Origin of the sequence: Pseudoduganella buxea (assembly GCF_009720835.1) — a bacterium.
GTDB classification, from domain to species: Bacteria; Pseudomonadota; Gammaproteobacteria; order Burkholderiales; family Burkholderiaceae_D; genus Rugamonas; species Rugamonas buxea.
Window position 1 is genome coordinate 37,293 of sequence record NZ_WNKZ01000020.1, and the last position, 17,012, is coordinate 54,304.

General features: G+C 65.6%; 12 protein-coding genes. 10 read left to right on the plus strand and 2 right to left on the minus strand.

Annotation, left to right across the window (positions count from 1 at the left end; translation table 11 throughout):
* The first annotated feature begins 33 nt into the window (after positions 1–33).
* Together GM672_RS09565 and metF are read left to right on the plus strand one after the other, a co-directional pair.
* Positions 34–384, plus strand: a complete 351-nt coding sequence (locus GM672_RS09565) for a phage holin family protein (protein ID WP_155470301.1) — start codon at positions 34–36, stop codon at positions 382–384.
* Positions 377–1,207: a methylenetetrahydrofolate reductase [NAD(P)H] gene (gene metF / locus GM672_RS09570; RefSeq protein ID WP_155470302.1), complete on the plus strand. Its 831-nt coding sequence runs from the start codon at positions 377–379 to the stop codon at positions 1,205–1,207. Before GM672_RS09565 ends, metF begins: the two co-directional genes overlap by 8 nt.
* 78 nt (positions 1,208–1,285) lie before the next feature.
* On the opposite strand, the gene GM672_RS09575 is transcribed toward metF, so the two are convergent.
* On the minus strand, positions 1,286–1,891 hold the full coding sequence (locus GM672_RS09575; protein WP_155470303.1) for a 5-formyltetrahydrofolate cyclo-ligase: 606 nt from the start codon (positions 1,889–1,891) through the stop codon (positions 1,286–1,288).
* Between the two features lie 60 nt (positions 1,892–1,951).
* Between GM672_RS09575 and GM672_RS09580 the strand changes: the two genes are divergently transcribed.
* The 4 genes from GM672_RS09580 to GM672_RS09595 are packed head-to-tail and all read left to right on the plus strand — an operon-like array spanning position 1,952 to position 6,670.
* Positions 1,952–3,931 (plus strand): lytic transglycosylase domain-containing protein, encoded by a 1,980-nt coding sequence (locus tag GM672_RS09580; RefSeq protein WP_229417650.1) that lies wholly within the window; start codon positions 1,952–1,954, stop codon positions 3,929–3,931.
* A 34-nt stretch (positions 3,932–3,965) separates the two neighbouring features.
* A complete protein-coding gene (locus GM672_RS09585; RefSeq protein ID WP_155470305.1) occupies positions 3,966–4,688 on the plus strand; it encodes a glutathione S-transferase family protein in 723 nt (240 codons plus the stop codon).
* 21 nt (positions 4,689–4,709) lie between these two features.
* A complete protein-coding gene (locus GM672_RS09590) occupies positions 4,710–5,996 on the plus strand; it encodes a multifunctional CCA addition/repair protein (protein ID WP_155470306.1) in 1,287 nt (428 codons plus the stop codon).
* A complete protein-coding gene (locus tag GM672_RS09595; protein ID WP_155470307.1) occupies positions 5,993–6,670 on the plus strand; it encodes a GNAT family N-acetyltransferase in 678 nt (225 codons plus the stop codon). Before GM672_RS09590 ends, GM672_RS09595 begins: the two co-directional genes overlap by 4 nt.
* A gap of 94 nt (positions 6,671–6,764) precedes the next feature.
* Here the strand turns inward: GM672_RS09595 and GM672_RS09600 are convergent, their stop codons facing one another.
* Entirely contained in the window at positions 6,765–7,286 is a 522-nt protein-coding gene (locus GM672_RS09600) for an Lrp/AsnC family transcriptional regulator (RefSeq protein ID WP_107144178.1), read from the minus strand.
* 126 nt (positions 7,287–7,412) lie between these two features.
* Between GM672_RS09600 and hppD the strand changes: the two genes are divergently transcribed.
* The 4 genes from hppD to GM672_RS09620 all read left to right on the plus strand — a co-directional run bounded on the left by hppD (position 7,413) and on the right by GM672_RS09620 (position 16,948).
* Positions 7,413–8,543 (plus strand): 4-hydroxyphenylpyruvate dioxygenase, encoded by a 1,131-nt coding sequence (gene hppD / locus GM672_RS09605; protein WP_155470308.1) that lies wholly within the window; start codon positions 7,413–7,415, stop codon positions 8,541–8,543.
* 104 nt (positions 8,544–8,647) lie between these two features.
* Positions 8,648–12,247, plus strand: a complete 3,600-nt coding sequence (locus GM672_RS09610; protein WP_155470309.1) for an indolepyruvate ferredoxin oxidoreductase family protein — start codon at positions 8,648–8,650, stop codon at positions 12,245–12,247.
* 154 nt (positions 12,248–12,401) lie between these two features.
* Complete coding sequence (locus tag GM672_RS09615; RefSeq protein ID WP_155470326.1) at positions 12,402–15,086, plus strand: TonB-dependent receptor plug domain-containing protein; 2,685 nt, start codon at positions 12,402–12,404, stop codon at positions 15,084–15,086.
* 104 nt (positions 15,087–15,190) lie between these two features.
* Complete coding sequence (locus tag GM672_RS09620) at positions 15,191–16,948, plus strand: M14 family metallopeptidase (protein ID WP_155470310.1); 1,758 nt, start codon at positions 15,191–15,193, stop codon at positions 16,946–16,948.
* Positions 16,949–17,012 lie beyond the last annotated feature (64 nt).

The following is a 17,012-nucleotide window of genomic DNA, read 5'->3' on the forward strand; positions in this document are numbered from 1 at the left end:
GGCCTTTTTTTGCTCCCGTCCGAGGTTTTCGTTATGCGTTTGGTTCTGACCTGGTTCATCAATGCCGCGGCCCTGTTCGCAGTGCCTTACCTGATGCATTCCGTCGATGTCACGAACATCGGCGCAGCCCTGATTGCGGCGCTCGTCCTGGGCCTGGTAAATACGCTGATCCGCCCGCTGCTGCTGCTGCTGACCTTGCCCGTCACCGTGCTGTCGCTGGGCTTGTTCATCTTCATCGTCAACGGCTTCATGTTCTGGATGGTGGCACAGTTCGTCGATGGCTTCAGTGTCGACAGTTTCTGGGCGGCCGTCGGTGGCGCCTTGCTGTACAGCGTGATTTCCTGGGCCCTTTCTGCATTACTGTTGAAAGACGCCGATGACTGATCATAATTTTAGTATCGAATTTTTCCCGCCGAAGACGGCGGAAGGCGCGGAAAAGCTGCGCGTGACGCGCGCCAAGCTGTCCGAACTGCACCCGAAGTATTTCTCCGTGACGTTCGGCGCCGGCGGCACCACGCAGCAGGGTACCCTGGACACGGTGCTGGAAATCCTGGCCGCCGGCGAGGAAGCGGCGCCCCACCTGTCCTGCGTGGGCGGCACGCGCGACTCGATCCGCGCCATCTTGCAGCAATACAAGTCGCACGGCATCAAGCGGCTGGTGGCATTGCGGGGCGACCTGCCCAGCGGCTACGGCGCGGCGGGCGAATTCCGCTACGCCAACGAGCTGGTGGAATTCATCCGCGCCGAGACGGGCGACTGGTTCCACATCGAAGTGGCGGCCTACCCGGAAGTGCACCCGCAGGCCAAATCGCCCCAGTCGGACCTGGATGCCTTCGTGCGCAAGGTCAATGCCGGCGCCGATGCCGCCATCACGCAGTATTTCTACAACGCGGACGCGTACTTCCAGTTCGTCGAGCATGCCCACAAGGCCGGCGTGACGGTGCCCATCGTGGCCGGCATCATGCCGATCACCAACACCACGCAACTGATGCGCTTCTCCGACATGTGCGGCGCCGAAATCCCCCGCTGGGTGCGCCTGAAGCTGTCCAGCTTCGGCGACGACACGGCGTCGATCAAGGCCTTCGGCCTGGATGTCGTCACCGCCCTGTGCGAACGCCTGCTGGCGGGCGGCGCCCCCGGCCTGCACTTCTACAGCATGAACCAGGCCGCCGCCACGACGGCCCTGTGGCAGCGGCTGGTGAAGTAGGGCCAGCTCCAAAGCGAACACTTGCCTGTAAAACCGGTCGGTCCGCAGCAGCGGTCCGACCGGTTTTTCAGCAACTTCTCACCCCGCCTCGGTAATGATCCGGTCCAGCGCGACGTCATGGCTGTCGCTGCCGAAATCGGCGGCGAGGCAGGTGTAGGCGATGCCGATGGTGGCCGGGCGCGGCGGGTGTTCCAGGGTGCGGTCGTAGAAGCCGCCGCCGTAGCCCAGGCGGTAGCCTTGGGCGTTGTAACCGAGGCAAGGCACCAGCAGGGCCGGTGGCGCCGGTTCCGTCCGGCCGTGCGCCGGCACGGCAATTCCCATTGCATCCTTGACCAGTGTGTCGCCAATTTCCCACGCCGCGAAGGCCAGCGGCGCATGCTTTTCCAGCACCACCGGCAGCAGCAGCCGCACGCCCTGGCGGGCCAGTTCGGCGTAGGCCGCATGCAGGTCCGGTTCGTCGCGCAGGGGCCAGTACACGCCCAGCGCCGGCACCTGCGCATCGCGCCACCACTGAACGATATGCCGGCAGATCGCCCCGTCCCAGTCGGCCCGCGTCGCGGCGGGAATATTGCGGCGCGCGGCCAGCAACTGCTTGCGTAATGCGAGCTTGAAATCGGCCGCCGTCTGTGCGTTGGAGGGTGGTAGCCCGGCGGACGGGCATGCTATTCTAAGGTCGTTGGTCATATGGATTTTTACAGGAACATCCGGCAGCCTGGCCGATGTCGAAACATTGAGAGTCGTAGATTGATTTCCCCGTCGAAATGGATTGCCGGCGCCCTGATTGCGATCGGCTGTGCCACCGCCCCGTTGGCATGGACCCAGGACCAGAACGGCGACAGCCGCAAGGAAGACGACGCGTTCCTGCTGCTGCGCGACTCCGTGCGGCGCGACGATGTCGCCAAGACGGACTTCTACGCCACGCGCCTGGCCAACTACGCGATCCCGTCGTACGTCGACTATTATCGTCTCAAATCGCGCTTCCGTGACGCCAGCACGGCCGAGATCCTCGGCTTCCTGCAGCGCTACGAAGGCCAGGCCATCGCCGACCGCCTGCGCAACGACTGGTTGCTGGAGCTGGGCCGCAAGCGCGAGTGGGCCCTGTTCGACCAGCAGCTGCCCCTGTTCGTGCTGAACGACGACACCCAGGTCAAGTGCTATGCGCTGATGTCGCGCCTCGTGAAAGGGCAGAACGTGGCGGCCGAGGCGCGCGCGCTGCTGGTCTATCCCCCTTACTACGGCGAAGCGTGCAATTCGCTGGTGGCGTCGCTGGCGCAGACGGGCCAGTTCAGTGCCGACGATCTGTGGACCCAGGTGCGCCTGGCCGGTGAAACCAATGCCACCGGGCCGGCGCGGCGCTTCATCATGCTGCTCAACGGTTCCGACACGAAGGTGGCGCAAGCCATCGACCTGCCGGCCATCGCCCTGGCCAAGGGCGCCGGCGACACCCGCGCCGACCATGAAATTTTCCTGATCGCCGTGGGCCGCGCCGCCCGCACCAGCGTCAAGCTGTCCGTGCTGGCGCTGCAGAAGGCGCTGCCCAAGCTGACACCCCAGGAGCAGGCCATCGGCTGGGCCAATATCGCGCTGCCCGCGTCGTATGCGGTGGCGCCCGAGACATCGGAATACTGGCGCCGCGCCAACGGTGCGCCGCTGTCGATCGACCAGCACCAGTGGCGTACCCGCTACGCCCTGCGTGACGGTAACTGGGCCCTCGTGCGCGACTATATCGCCGCCATGCCGGCGCCCCTGCGCGCCGATCCCACGTGGGTGTACTGGCAGGCGCGCACGACCCAGGCCTTGTCCGGCAGCCCGACCTTGACGGCCGAAGCGCAGTTCCTGTACCAGAGCATCGCCGACCGCCAGGATTACTATGGCCTGCTGGCGGCGGAAGAACTGGGCCGCACCGTGTCGATTCCGCCGCCGGGCGCGCCCGTCACACAAGCCGAAGTGGCGGCGATCTCGGCCAACCCGGGCCTGCGGCGCGCGCTGAAGTTCTTCGAGATGCGGCTGCGTTTCGAAGGCACGCGCGAATGGAACTGGGAGACGCGCCGCCTGAGCGAGCGCGAACTGCTCGCCGCCGCGGAGTTTGCGCGCCAGAACCATATCCTGGACCGCATGGTGTACACCTCCGAGCGCACCCGCGTGCAGGCCGACTACACCCACCGCTATCCGGCCCCGCATGACGACATCATGCAGGCCTCGACCCGCACCCTGGGCCTGGACCGCGCCTGGGTGTATGGCCTGATCCGCCAGGAGTCGCGCTTCATCATGACGGCGCAATCGAGCGCCGGCGCCTCCGGCCTGATGCAGGTGATGCCGTCCACGGGACGCTGGGTGGCCAAGAAGATCGGCCTGACCGACTTCGTGCAGGAGATGCTGACGGACGTGCGCACCAATATCCTGCTGGGTACGAACTACATGAACATGGTCCTGGGCAGCATGGACGGCTCCCAGGTGCTGGCCACGGCCGCCTACAACGCGGGCCCGGGCCGGCTGCGTTCCTGGCGCTCGGCGCTGACGCGGCCGATGGACTCGACCATCTTCATCGAATCGATCCCGTATTCCGAGACGCGCACCTACGTCAAGAACGTGATGGCCAACGCCACCTGGTATGCCGCCCTGTTCGAAGGTCGCCCGCAGTCCTTGAAGGCGCGCCTGGGCGTGGTCACGCCGAAGGGCTATTCCGACCGGGAGCAGCAGCAGGCCACCTTCAGCAGCCGCTGACCGCGCGCACGATTTCAAACCCCCCGACGCCTCCATGCAGACTTTCGAACTCGACCCCACCCTGAGCCAGACCCTGGCCGCCGCGCGCGAGCCGGGCCTGACCCTCATCATCGGCAACAAGAATTACTCCTCCTGGTCGATGCGGCCGTGGGTTGCCATGACGGCCTTCGCCATTCCCTTCCACGAAGTGCGGGTACTGCTGGACCAGCCCGACACGGCCAACAATATCGCCCGCTACAGCGCGGGCGGGCGCGTGCCCGTGCTGCTGGCCGGCGACATGACGATCTGGGACAGCCTGGCCATCTGCGAATACCTGGCCGAGCAGTTCCCCGACAAGCACCTGTGGCCGCAGGACGTGGCCGCGCGCGCGATGGCCCGTTCCGTCTGCGCCGAGATGCACTCCGGTTTCGCCAGCCTGCGCACGACGATGTCGATGAATATCCGCGCCAGCTATCCCGGCAAGGGCCGCACGCCCGAGACGCAGGCCGACATCGGCCGCATCAGCGAGATCTGGGAAGAGTGCCTGTCCCGCTTCGGCCACAGCCAGTTCCTGTTCGGCGACTTCTCCATCGCGGACGCCTTCTTCGCGCCCGTCGTGTGCCGCTTCCACACCTATGGCGTCGTGCTGCCGCCGGCCCTGTCGGCCTACTGCGAACGGATGCGCAAGCATCCGGCCGTGGCGCGCTGGATCGAGGAAGCGCTGGCCGAAACGGAAATCGCCGGCAAGCATGAAGAAGAGATGCCGGATGCGGACTGAAGGCTGCACGGGAGCGCTCCGATGAAGACGTATATCGTCGGCGGCGCCGTGCGCGACGAGCTGCTGGGACTACCCGTCAAGGACCGCGACCACGTGGTGGTCGGCGCCACCCCGGAAGACATGGTCAGGAACGGCTACCGCCCCGTCGGCAAGGACTTCCCCGTATTCCTCCATCCGCACACGCAGGAGGAATACGCGCTGGCCCGCACCGAGCGCAAGACGGCGCCCGGCTACAAGGGCTTCGTGTTCCACACGTCGGCCGACGTCACCCTGGAAGAAGACCTGGTGCGGCGCGACCTCACCATCAACGCCATCGCCCGCGCCGAGGACGGCGCGCTGACCGACCCCTTCGACGGCCAGCGCGATATCCGCCAGCGCGTCTTCCGCCATGTGTCCGAAGCGTTCGCCGAAGACCCGGTGCGCATCCTGCGCCTGGCCCGCTTCGCCGCGCGCTTCGCCGATTTCACGGTGGCGCCGGAGACGAATGCGCTGATGCGCCAGATGGTGGAAGCGGGCGAGGTCGATGCGCTGGTGCCGGAACGGGTGTGGCAGGAACTGTCGCGCGGCCTGATGGAGCAGAAACCCTCGCGCATGCTGCAGGTGCTGCGCGGCTGCGGCGCGCTGGCGCGGATCGTGCCGGAACTGGACCGCCTGTGGGGCGTGCCGCAGCCGGCGCAGTGGCATCCCGAGGTCGATACGGGCATCCACATGGAGCAGGTGGTCGACTATGCCGCGTCCCAGGGCTATGAGCTGCCGGTGCGCTTTGCCGCGCTGCTGCACGACCTGGGCAAGGGCGCCACGCCATCGGAAACGTGGCCGGCCCACCATGGCCACGAAGGCCTGGGCGTCAAGCTGGTGCAGCAGGTGTGCGCGCGGCTGAAGGTGCCGACCGAATGCCGCGACCTGGCCGTGATGACGGCGCGTGAACACGGCAACGTGGCACGCGCGATGGAACTGCGCTGCCGCACGCTCGTGACCCTGTTCGAACGGTGCGACGCCTTCCGCAAGCCGGCCCGTTTCAGCCAGCTGCTGCTGGCCGCCGAATGCGACGCGCGCGGCCGCGAAGGCGGCGGCGTCAGTTTCCGCGAACGGCCGTTCCCGCAGCGCGAGTACCTGGAAGGGGCGCTGGCGGCGGCCCGCGCCGTCAACGCCGGCGAGATCGCGCAAGGGCTGGCCGAGCGCCCGGAGCGCATCCCGGAGATGATCAAGAAGGCACGCGTGCGCGCCGTGCGCGATGCGCTGCGCAGGCCCGACGACAGCGACGAGGCCGAAGACGAAGAAGACGGCAGCAAGGAAGCACGGGCATGACGCGGCTGAACCTGTTCCGCAATCCCCTGCAGCGCTGGTTCAACAAGGGCGCGCGGCCCACCGTGCCCGTCAAGGCCCTGCACGAACGCGACCGGCGCCGCATGGTGCGCCACTTCCTGTCGCTGGAGCGCTCCGACCGCATCCTGCGCTTCGGCTCCTTCATGTCGGACGAGCAGGTGACGAAGTACGTCAACGGCATCGACTTCAACCGCGACATGGTATTCGGCGTCTACAACCGCGTATTCCGCCTGGCCGCCGTCGGCCACCTGGCCTTCGCGCCGCGCCAGCCGGCCAGCGAAGGCGTCACGGAAAAGGACCGCGTGGCCGAATTCGGCGTGTCCGTGCTCAAATCCGCGCGCGGCCTGGGCATCGGCTCGAAGCTGTTCGAGCGCGCCAATATCGTCTGCCGCAACAACGATGTCGACACCCTGTACATGCACTGCCTGTCGTCGAACCAGACCATGATGCACATCGCAAAAAAGGCGGGCATGGAAATCCACCGCGACTACGGCGAGGCGGACGCCTACCTGAAACTGGGCCCGGCCGACCCGGCCAGCGTGCTGCAGGAAGCCATGCAGGAGCAACTCGCCACCATCGACTACGCGCTGAAAGCCAACGTACGCCGCGCCACCAAGCTGCTCGACAGGCTGCCCGGCCGCCAACCCAAGGAATAGTTGCCGCAAAAATGGGGACAGACCCCATTTTTCGGGAAACATTGCTCGAAAAATGGGGTACGTCCCCATTTTCCAGGCAACGAAATGGCGGGGATTACACCAGCGGCAGCGCCGTGGTGTCCTTGATGCGCTGCAGGGCGAAGCTGGATTTGACGTCCAGCACGGCCGGGTGGCGCAGCAGGGTGGCCATCATGAAGCGGGAGAAGTGGTCCATGTCTTCCACGTGTACGCGCAGCAGGTAGTCCATTTCGCCCGTCATCGCGTAGCAGGCCACCACTTCCGGCCACTGCTCGACGGCGACGGCGAAATCCTCGCGCGGCGAGGCCGTGCCGGGCAGGGCGCCCAGCGCGCGGGCATTGCTGTGGGCCGCGGCGTCGCTGTGCTTTTCCAGGCGCACGTTGACATAGGCCAGGAGGCCCAGGCCGATCTTGTCCGGGTCCAGCAGCGCCACGTACTGGCGGATCACGCCTTCCTCTTCCAGCCGCTTGATGCGGCGCAGGCAGGGCGACGGCGACAGGCTGACCTGCTCGGCCACGTCCTGGTTGGACAGGCGGCCGTCGGCCTGCAGGATGCCGAGAATTTTGCGGTCCGTCTTGTCCAGCGCGATCTTGGTCATAAATTCCTCGATGAGTCCATGTTATGGCAATATTATTGCTCAAAATCCTTGGTCAGGGGAATTGTTTGCAATTTAATTCTTCGAATCGGGGTCTATACTGTGCGCTATTCTGATAAGGAGAGACGCATGCAATTCACGCCCTGGGACAACCCGATGGGAACCGATGGCTTCGAGTTCGTCGAGTTCGCCGCGCCCGATCCGAAGGCTCTCGGCGCGCTGTTCGAGAACATGGGGTTCACCGCCATCGCCCGTCACCGCACCAAGGATGTCACCCTGTATCGCCAGGGCGAGATCAACTTCATCATCAATGCCGAGCAGGATTCGTTCGCGCAGCGCTTCGCGCGCCAGCACGGCCCGTCCGTGTGCGCCATCGCCATCCGTGTCGACGATGCAGCCTACGTCTACAACAAGGCGCTGGAAATGGGTGCCTGGGGCTTCGACAACAAGACCGGTCCGATGGAACTGAACATCCCCGCCATCAAGGGCGTGGGCGACTCGCTGCTGTACCTGGTCGACCGCTGGCGCGGCAAGAACGCCGACAAGGGCGTGGTCCCGGGCAGCATCGGCGACATCAGCATCTATGACGCCGACTTCGTCGCCATTCCCGGCGTCGATCCGAATCCGGTCGGCCAGGGCCTGACCTATATCGACCACCTGACGCACAACGTCTACCGTGGCCGCATGGGCGAATGGGCCGGCTTCTACGAGCGCCTGTTCAACTTCCGCGAAGTGCGCTACTTCGATATCGAAGGCAAGCTGACGGGCCTGAAGTCGAAGGCGATGACTTCCCCGTGCGGCAAGATCCGCATCCCCATCAACGAATCGTCAGACGACAAGTCGCAGATCGCCGAGTACCTGCACGAATACCATGGCGAAGGCATCCAGCACATCGCGCTGGGCACGGACAATATCTACGGTTCGATCCAGGGAATGCGCGACAAGGGCATCGCGTTCCAGGATACCATCGAGACCTACTACGAGCTGGTGAACCGCCGCCTGCCGAACCACGGCGAGAACCTGGATGAGCTGCGCCGCCTGCGCATCCTGATCGACGGCCACGCCAGCAGCGACCAGCAGCGCGAGCTGCTGCTGCAGATCTTCACGCAGAACGTGATCGGCCCGATCTTCTTCGAGATCATCCAGCGCAAGGGCGACCAGGGCTTCGGCGAGGGTAATTTCCGCGCGCTGTTCGAGTCGATCGAGCTCGATCAGATCCGCCGCGGCGTACTGGAGGACCCAGCGAAGACCACCGCATGAGCGTGACGTAAAGCCAGGGCGACCTGGCAGCGAAAACAAGCCGGCAGCCCTCCGCTAGAGAGGGCGCCGGCTTTGGCACTTTGAAGAATATTGGAGACAAACCCATGAACGCACCTCAAAAGGGTACGGAGCTAGGCACGCCGGACAACCACCCGGACATCACCCTCGACGACAAATGGACGCTCGAACGCGGCCGTGCCTTCATGACGGGCACCCAGGCGCTGATCCGCCTGCCGATGCTGCAGCGCGAACGCGACGTCAAGGCCGGCCTGAACACGGCCGGCTACATCACCGGCTACCGCGGTTCGCCCGTCACCAGCGTCGACATGACGGCGATGAAGGCGAAGAAGCACCTGGAAGCGCACCACGTCAAGTTCCATCCCGGGATGAACGAAGACCTCGCGGCCACGGCCGTCTGGGGCACGCAGCAGACCAACCTGTTCCAGGACGCCAAATACGACGGCGTCTTCGCCATGTGGTACGGCAAGGGCCCCGGCGTCGACCGCTGCGGCGACGTCTTCAAGCACGGTAACAACGCCGGCTCGGCCAAGCACGGCGGCGTGCTGGTGCTGGCCGGCGACGACCATGCGGCCAAGTCCTCTTCCACGGCGCACCAGTCCGACCACATCCTGGCCGCCTGCGGCATCCCCGTGCTGTATCCGTCCTCGGTGCAGGAATACATCGACTACGGCCTGCATGCGTGGGCCATGAGCCGCTACACGGGCCTGTGGGTGTCGATGAAGTGCGTCACCGACATCATCGAGTCCGGCGCCGTCGTCGACTTCGACCCGGACCGCGTCCAGATCGCCATGCCGGACGACTTCGAGCTGCCGCCCGGCGGCCTGAATATCCGCTGGCCGGACGCCGTGCTGGACCAGGAAGTGCGGATGAACAGCTACAAGTGGTACGCCGCGCTGGCCTACGTGCGCGCCAATAAGCTCAACCGCATCATCTGGGACAGCCCGAAGCCGAAGATCGGCATCATCACGGCCGGCAAATCCTACCTCGACACGCGCCAGGCGCTGGCCGACCTGGGCATCGACGAGCAGGCCGCGGCCGACATCGGCATCCGCCTGTACAAGATCGGCATGACGTGGCCGCTGGAAGCGGACGGCGTGCACGAATTCGCGCGCGGCCTGGACGAGATCATCGTCGTCGAGGAAAAGCGCCAGATCCTCGAGTACGCGCTGAAGGAAGAGCTGTACAACCTGCCGGACAGCGAACGCCCGCGCGTGGTCGGCAAGTTCGACGACACGGGCGAATGGTCGAACAAGCACCGCATGGGCCACGGCGACTGGCTGCTGCCGGCCACCTATGAACTGAACCCGGCGCAGATTGCCCGGGCCATTGCCAGCCGCATCACGCACTACTGCGACGGCCACCCGGTGGCGGCCCGCGTCAAGGAGCGCATCGCCTTCCTGGAGGCGAAGGAGCTGGTGCTGAAGGACGTGCCTGCCAAGCCGAACCCGCTGACGGACCGCACGCCGTTCTTCTGCTCCGGCTGCCCGCACAACACGTCGACCAAGGTACCGGAAGGCTCGCGCGCGCTGGCCGGCATCGGCTGCCACTACATGGTGCTGTGGATGGACCGCGAGACCTCCACCTTCACCCACATGGGCGCCGAAGGCGTCACGTGGGTGGGCCAGGCGCCGTTCACGAACGAGAAGCACGTCTTCACGAACCTGGGCGACGGCACCTATTTCCACTCCGGTATCCTGGCTATCCGCGCCGCCGTCGCGGCCAAGGTCAACATCACCTACAAGATCCTGTACAACGACGCCGTCGCCATGACGGGCGGCCAGGTGGTGGACGGCCCGCTGGACCCCGGCATGATCTCGCGCCAGATCGCCGCCGAAGGCGTCACGCCCATCATCGTCGTCACCGACGATCCGGACAAATACCCCGACGACTACGCCTGGGCTCCTGGCGTCACGGTGCGCCACCGCGCCGACCTGATGGACGTGCAGAAGGAGTTGCGCGAGATGCCGGGTGTATCGGCCATGATCTACGACCAGACCTGCGCCTCCGAGAAGCGCCGCCGCCGCAAACGCAACGAGTTCCCGGACCCGGCCAAGCGCGCCGTCATCAACGAAGCCGTCTGCGAAGGCTGCGGCGACTGCTCGGTGCAGTCGAACTGCCTGTCCGTCGAGCCGCTGGAAACGGAACTGGGGCGCAAGCGCCAGATCAACCAGTCCAGCTGCAACAAGGACTACTCCTGCGTCAACGGCTTCTGCCCCAGCTTCGTCACCGTCGAAGGCGGCGCGCTCAAGAAGCCGAAGAAGGCCGCCGGCGGCGCCGGTGCCGAGATTCCGGCCCTGCCGGCACCGGCGCTGCCTTCGACCGCCACGCCGTATGGCATCCTCGTCACCGGCATCGGCGGCACCGGTGTCGTCACCGTCGGCCAGATCCTGGCGATGGCGGCGCACGTGGAAGGCAAGGGCGCCGTCGTGCTGGACATGAGCGGCCTGGCGCAGAAGGGCGGCCCCGTGATGTCGCACGTGCGGCTGGCAGACAGGCAGGCCGACCTGCATTCGACCCGTGTCGGCACCGGCAGCGCCGACCTGGTGATCGGCTGCGACCAGATCGTCACCAGCAGCCGCGATGCGCTGTCGCGCATGGGCGAAGGCCGTACCTGGGCCGCCATCAACTCGACCGGCGCCACCACGGCGGCATTCGTGAAGAACCCGGACTGGCAGTTCCCGGGCGAGTCCTCGCGCGGCGAGATCGTGCGTGCCTGCGGCGCCGGCAATGTGGAATTCGTCGATGCCGGCCAGATCGCCACGGCCCTGATGGGCGACTCGATCGCGACGAACATGTTCATGCTGGGCTACTCCTTCCAGAAGGGGCATGTGCCGCTGTCGGAAGCGTCGCTGATGAAAGCCATCGAACTGAACGGCGTGTCGGTGGGCTTCAACAAATCGGCCTTCAACTGGGGCCGCTACGCCGCCGTCGACCTGGCCGCCGTGACGAAGATGACGGCGCCCGCGCAGGTCATCGAATTCAAGTGCGCGCAGACCCTGGACGAAGTGGTGACGCGCCGCGTCGAGCTGCTGACGGCCTACCAGAACGCCGCCTATGCGCAGCAGTACAGCGCCTTTGTCGACACCGTGCGTGCGGCGGAAAGCAAGTTGGGCAACAAGCAGCTGCGCCTGACGGAAGCCGTGGCCCGCTACCTGTACAAGCTGATGGCGTACAAGGACGAATACGAGGTGGCACGCCTGCATACCGACCCGGCCTTCCGCCAGAAGATCGAAGGCATGTTCGAAGGCGACTACAAGGTGAAATTCCACCTGGCCCCGCCGCTGCTGGCGAAGAAGGACAAGGACGGCCACCTCGTCAAGCAGGAGTTCGGCCCGTGGATGATGGGGGCCTTCGGCCTGCTGGCCAAGTTCAAGGGCCTGCGCGGCACGGCGCTCGACGTGTTCGGCTACACGGCCGAACGCAGGATGGAGCGGGCCCTGATCGGCGAATACCGCGATACGGTGGCGGCGCTGCTGCCGAAGCTGACGGCCGAGAACCTGGCCACGGCCGTGGCCATCGCCCGCATTCCCGAGGATATCCGCGGCTACGGTCACGTCAAGGAACGTCACCTGAAGGCGGCCAAGCAGAAGGAAGCGTCGCTGCTGACGGCGTATCACGCGCCGGTCGTTTCGGCAGCATCCACGGCGGCACCTGCGGCAGCAGCGGCGCCGCACGCGGCCTAGGAGAGGGCAGCCAGCGGCGGCTCGCGCGTTCCGGCGAGCCGCCGCATAAGCAAGCGCAAACTTGTTCGTTCCATTGCTGAAGTAAAGTTGGTAAGGTTCGGTTCCCGCAGCACCATGCGGGGAACAATAAAAAACCGGGAAAACCATGCCAACCATGAAGACCACGAATCTTTTAGCAGCACTTATCGGCGCACAGTGCGTACCCCTGCTGGCGCAGGCACAGGTCACGCCGCCGCCTACCGAAGCGGCCGCCCCCACCGCAGTCGTCGTTACCGGCTCGCGCATCGCGCGAACCAGCCTGGAAGGACCGTCCGCCGTGACGGTCCTGACGGGTGAAGACATTACCCGCCAGGGTTACAAGAACGTGTTCGATGCCCTGAACAACCAGGTGCAGAACAGCGGCTTCGTGCAGGGCGCCGACTACGGCAATACCTTCACGCCATCGGCCAACACCATCAGCCTGCGCGGCCTGGGTCCGAACCACACGCTGATCCTGTTGAATGGCCGCCGCCTGGCCGACTTCCCGATCGCCTACGAAGGCACGGTGAACTTTACCAACCTGGCCAATATCCCGTCGAACATCGTCGAACGCATCGAGATCCTGTCCGGCGGCGCCTCGGCCATCTACGGTTCCGACGCCATCGCCGGCGTCGTCAACATCATCCTGAAGAACAAGGCCGAAGGCTTCGACGTCAACGTGAAGGCCGGCACCACGTCGCGCGGCGGCGCTGGCGACCGGCGCGTGCAGTTCACGGGCGGCCAGCAGTTCGGCAAGCTGAACACGGTATTCAGCCTGGAACTGTCCGAGCGCGATCCCCTGTCCTCGCTGCAGCGCGATTTCATGTCGGCCCGCTCGGGCACGCCGACCAATATCCTGTCGCGCAAGAACCTCGACACGGGCAAGTTCATCGACCCGGGCCAGGCCTGTGCCGACGTGGCCGACTTCTACGGCGGCAGCACCATCCGCTACACGGCCAAGGCGGGCAGCTATTGCGCCAGCCCGAAGGTGGGCACGCACCACTGGACCGTGCAGACCAGGAACCGCAGCAAGAACGGCTTCGCCAGCGCCACATACCAGTTTGATGAAGACACCACCTTCTTCGCCGACCTGCTGGTGGGCCGCAACGACACGGCGAACAATACGCGCGGCCCGTCGTGGACTTCCGCGTCGACATCGAACAGCTATTTCCTGAACCGGAACACGGGCAACTACGAAGTGTGGACGCGCTATGTCGCGCCGGAAGAAATGGGTGGCGTGGGGCGCTACGACCGCACGTGGAAGGACGAGGCGGTGGCCGCCTCGCTGGGCGTGCGCGGCTACCTGGGCAACGGCTGGAAGTACGAAGCCGGCTACAGCGCCTCGTGGTACGAATCGAAAGCCAAGGTGCCGCGGGCGCTGGCCAATATCGACAGCTTCTTCCTGGGCCCGCGCCTGGGCACGGACCCCGATGGCGTGGCGATCTTCGCGCCCGACCCGGCCCGCCTGACACGCCGCATCACGCCTGGCGAATTCGATACCATCACTGGCCAGGCCGAAAGCGACGACGAATCGTGGACGCATACCCTGTCGGCCAGCGCCAACGGCAAGCTGTATGATCTTCCGGCCGGCCCGCTGCAACTGGCGGCGGTGGTCGAAGCAGGGCGCCAGGGCTTCACGAACACGCCCGATGCCCGCATCAATGCCGGCTATTTCAACCTGGCTTCGCGCAGCGACGTCACCGAAGGCACCCGCAGCCGCTACGCCGCCGGCGCCGAACTGAATATCCCGCTGTTGACGACCCTGACGGCCACCCTGGCCGGCCGCTACGACCGCTACGAGTTCGCCGAACGCAGCAACGGCAAGTTCACGTACAACGGCGGGCTCGAATTCAGGCCACGCAAGGACCTGCTGGTGCGCGCCAACTACGCGACGAGCTTCCGCGCGCCGGACATGAACTACATCTACAAGGCGCGCGGCACCGGCTACTACTCGTCCACCACGGACTATTATCGCTGCGCCGTGGCCGGTCAGCCGATCGCCGATTGCGAGTTCGCCGACAAGTCGCCTGGTTCGGACTACGTGCAGTACGGTAGCCGGGACCTGAAACCCGAGCAGGGCAAGTCGTATGGCGCCGGCGTGGTCTGGTCGCCCAGCAGCAGCTTCGATATCTCGGCGGACTACTGGAACATCAAGATCGACGACCTGGTGCGCAACCTGGACCCGGACCAGCTGCTGCGCGACGAATCGGCCTGCCGCCTGGGCCAGCTCGATATCGGCTCATTCCTGTGCGCCGACACCATCAGCCGCATCACGCGCTACGCCGACAATGCGCCGGACAAGGCGGGCGAGATCAAGGAGATCCGCGTCAATCCGATCAACGCGGCCAAGGAAAGCGTCAGCGGTTTCGACATCAGCGCCAAGTACGCGCTGCGCACGGCCAGCTACGGCACCTTCACGGTGCGGGGCAACTACACGAAGACGCTGACGCGCCGTTCGCAGCAGTTCGCCGGCGACGAAGTGGCCGACCAGTTGCACGCGCTGGACAGCTCGGACTGGCCGGACAAGCTGGGCACGAGCGTTAACTGGAACGTGGGCAAACTGTCGACGACCCTGTTCGCCACCCGTTACGGCAAGATCCCGAACTCGGCGCAGACCGGCTACATCACGCCGACCACGCTCGTCAACGCCAGCGCCGTGTACCGCTTCACGGACCGCCTGACCGTGTCGCTGATCGTCAATAACCTGTTCAACAAGGTCAAATCCGATCCGTCCGGCGGCTGGCCGTACTACCCGATCGGTAACTACAACCCGCTGGGACGGGTGGGCTGGGTCGAGCTGAATTACCACTTCGGTTCTTGAGGTCTCGACGTCCTGTAAGAAGAATATAATTCACCGGCCCGGCGGGACGGGCACGCATCGTGCCCGTCCCGCTTTTTTTCGACCGTATCTTCGGAGAGCCGTGAATGATTCGTACCGCCCTGGCGCTTGCCCTGCTGACCGCCGTTCCCCTGTCCCACGCCGCCCCCGACCTCAGCACCGTGGCCGAGCGCTCCGGCTTCGAGGCCACCGGCCGTTACGATGAAGTGGTCAAGCTGTGCGCGGCCTTCCAGAAGGCTTACCCGAAGGCGGTGCGCTGCTTCGAATTCGGGCGCACGCCGGAAGGGCGGCCCATGCTGGCGCTGGCCGTGTCGAAAACGGGCGCGCTGACGGCGGCGCAGGCGAAGAAGAAGAACGTGCCGGTGCTGCTGGTGCAGGGCGGCATCCATGCCGGCGAGATCGACGGCAAGGATGCCGGCTTCCTGGCGCTGCGCGATGCGCTGGAAGGCAAGGCCGGCGCCGGCACGCTGGATAAACAGGTGCTGCTGTTCGTCCCTGTCTTCAACGTCGACGGCCATGAACGATTCGGCAAATGGAACCGCCCGAACCAGCGCGGCCCGGTGGAGATGGGCTGGCGCGTGACGGCGCAGAACTACAACCTCAATCGCGACTACGTGAAGGCGGACGCGCCGGAGATGCAGGCCATGCTGGCGCTGGTGAACGAATGGGACCCGCTGGCCTATATCGACCTGCACGTGACGAACGGCGCCAAGTTCCAGCCGGACGTGTCGATCCAGGTCGAACCCGTGCACGGCGGCGACGAAGCGCTCAAGGTGGCCGGCACGGCGCTGCGCGACAACGTCATGGCCGACCTGCGCAAGCAGGGCTCCGACCCGAAGCACTTCTATATTTCCTTCGCCAAGACGGACGAGCCGCAATCCGGTTTCGTCGACGAGATGTCGACGGCGCGCTTCTCGACCGGCTACTTCCAGCTGCGTAACCGCTTCGCCATGCTGGTCGAGACGCATGCGTGGAAGGACTACCCGACGCGCGTGAAGATCACCTACAACACCATCGTCTCGCTGCTGGACCAGGTGGCCGCGCACGGTGCCGACTGGCGCAAGCTGGCGCTGGCGGCGGACGCCCGCTCGGCCGCGCTGGCGGGGCAAAGCTTCCCGCTCAGCTACCGCACCACCGACAAGACGACGATGATCGACTTTGCCGGCTACGAATACACGCGCACGCCGTCGGACGTGTCGGGTGGCGTGTGGACGAAGTACGACGAAACCAGGCCGCAGATGTGGAAGGTGCCGCTGCGCGAAGAGATCGTTCCGGACCGGCAGGTCACGGCCCCGGGCGGCGGCTACCTCGTGCCGGCCGCGCAGGCGTCGCTGGTGGCGCCGAAGCTCAGGCAGCACGGTGTCGCCTTCAAGGTGCTGGCCGCCGCGCCAGGCAAGGTCGATGTCGAGACCTTCCGCGCCGACGGCACGAAGCTGTCGCCGGCATCGGTCGAAGGCCACCAGGGCATCGCGCTGGAAGGCAAGTGGCAGGCCGAGTCGCGCGACGTGGGCAAGGGCGCCCTGTTCGTGCCCATCGCCCAGCCCAAGGCGCGGCTGGTCATGACGATGCTCGAACCGCAAAGCGCCGACTCGCTGGGCGCCTGGGGCATGTTCAACGTGTCGTTCGAGCGCAAGGAATATATGGAGGACTACGTCGCCGAGGAAGTGGCGCGCGAGCAGCTGAAGGACCCGCAGGTGGCAGCCGCCTTCAAGGTTCGGCTGGACAGCGACCCCGCGTTTGCCAAGAGCCCGCGCGCCCGCCTGGAGTTCTTCGCCCGGCGCCATTCGTCGTGGGATGAGCGGTTCAACCTGTATCCCGTATACCGGACGGCGCGGGTGTTTTGAATGTTGCTCGAAAAATGGGGTCTGTCCCCATTTTTCGTCTTACGCTGACTGGGGCGGACTTGTC